Raw genomic sequence first — 779 nt, forward strand, 5'->3', positions numbered from 1 at the left:
TGTCGAGTTGCAATAGGTTATACCCGGCAAGTCGGGAAGCTGGAGGTCTGTAGCCCAAGGCCGAGTGGGGCCTCCTGGCGTTGTAGTAGCTCAGGAACGCAGGCAACCATGCTGTGCGTTCCTTGCTGTTAGCCCATACGCGCCCATAGGCCCACTCGCGCAAACAGGTCTGGATGAATCGCTCGGCCTTGCCATTGGTCTGTGGGCGATAGGGCCTGGTGAAGGAGTGTTTGATGCCCAAGGCTTGGCAAGTCTTTGCGAACAGCCGTGAACGATAGGCCGGGCCGTTGTCGGTGATCAGGCGCTTGATGGTCACGCCCAAGGCCGCGTAGTGAGCCACGGCCGCCTGCAGGAACGCCACGGCCGAGCCCTTGCGTTCGTCCTCGTGCATCTGCACGAAGCCCGCACGAGAGTGATCGTCGATGGCCACATGAGCGAACTCCCAGCCGGCGCCTCGTGTGGCATCGCGACGATCACCCGTCACACGGTGGCTGGGCTGCACGATGCGCCCGAGCTTCTTGGTGTCGATGTGCAGCAGTTCGCCCGGCGCCTGTCGCTCGTAGCGAACGATGGGCGCAATGGGATCGAGCGCCCTCAGGCTGGACAGTCCCAGGCGTGCGAGCAGGCGACTGACCGTGGACACGCTGCGCCCGACGATGGCGGCGATGCGGCGCATGGGCATGCGCGAGCGGCGCAACTGCTCGATGCGCTCGTGCAGTGCGGCGTCCAGGTTCGTGCGCGTCTTCATCGGGCGCGAGCTGCGGTCGTGCAAGTCTTGC

At 64.6% G+C, this 779-nt stretch carries 1 protein-coding gene; it reads right to left on the reverse strand.

All coding sequences use genetic code 11. From position 1 onward, the window contains the following. Positions 1–779 (reverse strand): IS481 family transposase (locus AVHM3334_RS23730; protein ID WP_284415883.1); only part of this gene is annotated, 779 nt, incomplete at both ends.

This window comes from Acidovorax sp. SUPP3334 (assembly GCF_030159055.1).
Classification (GTDB): domain Bacteria; phylum Pseudomonadota; class Gammaproteobacteria; order Burkholderiales; family Burkholderiaceae_C; genus Paracidovorax.